We start from the raw sequence: 2,632 nt of genomic DNA, 5'->3' as shown, positions 1-2,632 counted from the left end.
GTAAGCGCTCATTCTAAAGCGTTCTGTTTTCACTAACCGTGTAAGGTTATCGTTGTGCTCCCAACTTTAGAGGAGCTCTTTTATGGCACGTAAACATCGCACACGCGAGCAATGGCAACAACTTATTGCGCAGTGGCAGGATACCGGCGGCAATGCGCAGGCGTTTTGTAGCAAACATGAGATTGGTTATGCCAGTTTCTGCAAATGGCGAAAGCGTTTGCAACAACCTGAGTCTCAGCCCAGGGAAGACGCCCAGTTTATGGATGTATCGGCTTTGCAGCAATCAGCTGATCGCTGGGATATTGTGCTTAGTCTTGGCCATGGTGTCGAGCTCAAACTTTCACAGCGCTGATGTTTGCCCCAGCCCCCCAGCAACGTATCTGGTTGTGCACATCGCCTGTTGATATGCGCAAGTCGTTTGACGGATTAAGTGCATTGGTTCGCAACCAACTTGGCCACAACCCGCTTAGCGGGCATTACTTCGTTTTTGTGAACCGACGTAAAACCCAGATGAAGGTTTTGTACTTTGAGCCATCCGGCTATTGTGTGTGGGCCAAGCGTCTTGAGCAGGGCCAATTCCCGGTGCGAGCGCACTCAGGTGGACCACAGCCATTGAGTATCAGTGCGCTGCAAATGATCGTTGACGGCATCACAGTTATCAGGCACCGACAATCAAAGCGCTACATGCCCCAATCCCGGTAATGTCTGGTAAAATACAGGCTATGAAAACAGCCTCAGTTGTACCACAGAGCATGCCTGCGAACCTGGCCGATATCGCCAGTGAAAATGCACGCCTCAATCAAGAGAATGAGGCGTTAAAGCGTCGTGTCGCCTGGTTTGAGAAGCAGCTGTTTGGTCAGAAAAGTGAAAAACGACAGTCTATCGATAACGCTTTGCAACTGGGGCTGCTGGGTGACATCAAGGCGCCACAAACGGAGCCTGAGGGCGAGTCCACCACGGTCACCTACCAACGGGGCAAGGGTAAAAAGATCCGCCCGGATGATTGTGTTAATGACAGTGGCCTGCGCTTTGGCGAGCACGTGCCGGTTAAGGTGATTACCCAAACACCGGATGAGCTTACCGGGGATGATGCCGACCAGTATGAAGTGATTGGCACTAAAAGCACCTTCCGCCTGGCGCAGCGCCCGGCAAGTTACGTCGTGCTGCGTTATGACCGCCTGGTACTCAAAAGAAAACATGACAACGCACTCCTGCCTTGCCCGGCCCCTTGTAATGTCCTGGACAAAAGCCTTGCGGATGTCAGTTTGCTGGCCGGGTTACTGGTTGATAAGTTCCAGTACCACTTGCCCCTGTATCGTCAACATCAGCGCCTTACTGACAGTGGTGTCATGTTAAGCCGGGCCACCTTAACGACACTGACCAGGCGCGCTATTGAACTGTTAACGCCCATTGCTCATGCTCAATTACACAGCGTGTTGCAAAGTCAGGTACTGGCCATGGATGAGACGCCGATAAAAGCAGCGCGGGCTGGGCCAGGAAAACTAAAACAAAGCTGGTTCTGGCCGTTATATGGCGATAAACATGAAGTGAATTTTACCTTCTCCACCAGTCGTGGCCGCCGCCATGTCGAAAAGACGCTGCGCACCCGCTTTAGCGGTACGTTACTGAGTGACGGCTATAGCGCCTATGCCAGTTATGTGCAGGCCAATGCGCAGTTGACCCATGCTCAGTGCTGGGCGCACAGCCGCCGTAAATTTATTGAAGCAGAAGCGGCGCATCCAGCGGCGGCGCGCGAGGCCTTGGGTATGATTGCTGCCTTATATAAGGTTGAGGCAGAAGGTGATGCCCAGCAACTGGATGCGGCGCAAAAGCGCGAATACCGCTTGCGCCACGCTAAGCCTATTGTCGATAGCGTCTTCGACTGGGCCTTGCAGCAGCTTGAGCGCCAGACCTTAATCCCAAAAGACCCACTGCTTAACGCTATCGGGTATGTCAGAGCGCGAGAAGTTGAATTGCGGGTGTTCCTGGAAAACCCGGCAGTCCAACTGGACACCAATCATCTGGAGCGAGCACTGCGGCCTATCCCGATGGGGCGGCGTAACTGGCTGTTCTGCTGGACCGAGTTGGGCGCTGAGCATGTGGGCATCATCCAGAGCTTAATCACGACGTGCCGCCTGCAGGATATTAATCCCTATACTTACCTGACAGATGTGCTGTTACGGGTTGGTCAGCATCCCGCCAGCAAGGTGGAGCAACTGACACCGAGGCTATGGAAAGCGCACTTCGCCGACGCACCATTCACCTCCGACCTGTTTACCCCATTGCCAGCCACGAAAAGCCCAATCCAGGAGTAAGCAGCATGCGCATCGAAGACATGACCCTGGAGCAGTTACTGGCGCTGAACGAGCATATCTGTAAGCGCATCGACCAGCTCAGGGCGCGCCAGGACATGGAAGCCCTGCAAAAGCTACGACTGGGCCAGGCTGTTCACTTCGATGCCCCCGAGGGTCGATTGTTCGGCACGCTGATAAAAATAAATCGCAAAACGGTGGTCATCGCCACAGAAGACGGTCGACAGTGGAAGCTGCCTCCCGGTTTAGTGCGCTCCATCCGCGAAATCTAATACGGCAAGCCTGCGCGCCGTCAATAACGCCTTCAAATGAACGCTTAC

General features: G+C 53.8%; 4 protein-coding genes. All 4 read left to right on the top strand.

Annotated elements, in window-relative coordinates; all coding sequences use genetic code 11:
• Window positions 1-82 precede the first annotated feature (82 nt).
• The 4 genes from tnpA to CWE07_RS14145 are packed head-to-tail and all read left to right on the top strand — an operon-like array spanning window position 83 to window position 2,584.
• Window positions 83-352: an IS66 family insertion sequence element accessory protein TnpA gene (gene tnpA, locus CWE07_RS14160; RefSeq protein ID WP_126819028.1), complete on the top strand. Its 270-nt coding sequence runs from the start codon at window positions 83-85 to the stop codon at window positions 350-352.
• Entirely contained in the window at window positions 352-702 is a 351-nt protein-coding gene (gene tnpB / locus CWE07_RS14155; protein ID WP_126819027.1) for an IS66 family insertion sequence element accessory protein TnpB, read from the top strand. Before tnpA ends, tnpB begins: the two co-directional genes overlap by 1 nt.
• Window positions 702-2,315 carry an IS66 family transposase gene (gene tnpC, locus CWE07_RS14150; protein WP_111570607.1) on the top strand — a complete coding sequence of 538 codons (1,614 nt, stop codon included), beginning with the start codon at window positions 702-704 and terminating at the stop codon, window positions 2,313-2,315. The genes tnpB and tnpC overlap by 1 nt, the downstream gene beginning before the upstream one ends.
• A 5-nt stretch (window positions 2,316-2,320) precedes the next feature.
• Window positions 2,321-2,584: a transposase gene (locus CWE07_RS14145; protein WP_111570606.1), complete on the top strand. Its 264-nt coding sequence runs from the start codon at window positions 2,321-2,323 to the stop codon at window positions 2,582-2,584.
• Window positions 2,585-2,632 lie beyond the last annotated feature (48 nt).

The sequence above is a fragment of the Aliidiomarina maris genome (assembly GCF_003987335.1).
Classification (GTDB): Bacteria; Pseudomonadota; Gammaproteobacteria; order Enterobacterales; family Alteromonadaceae; genus Aliidiomarina; species Aliidiomarina maris.
This window is presented reverse-complemented; position numbering and strand designations above follow the sequence as displayed.

Excerpts from the sequence above, each read along its gene's own strand:
- tnpC (WP_111570607.1), top strand. The coding sequence starts at position 702 with ATGTCTGGTAAAATACAGGCTATGAAAACAGCCTCAGTTGTACCACAG.
- tnpB (WP_126819027.1), top strand. The coding sequence starts at position 352 with ATGTTTGCCCCAGCCCCCCAGCAACGTATCTGGTTGTGCACATCGCCT.
- tnpA (WP_126819028.1), top strand. The coding sequence starts at position 83 with ATGGCACGTAAACATCGCACACGCGAGCAATGGCAACAACTTATTGCG.
- CWE07_RS14145 (WP_111570606.1), top strand. The coding sequence starts at position 2,321 with ATGCGCATCGAAGACATGACCCTGGAGCAGTTACTGGCGCTGAACGAG.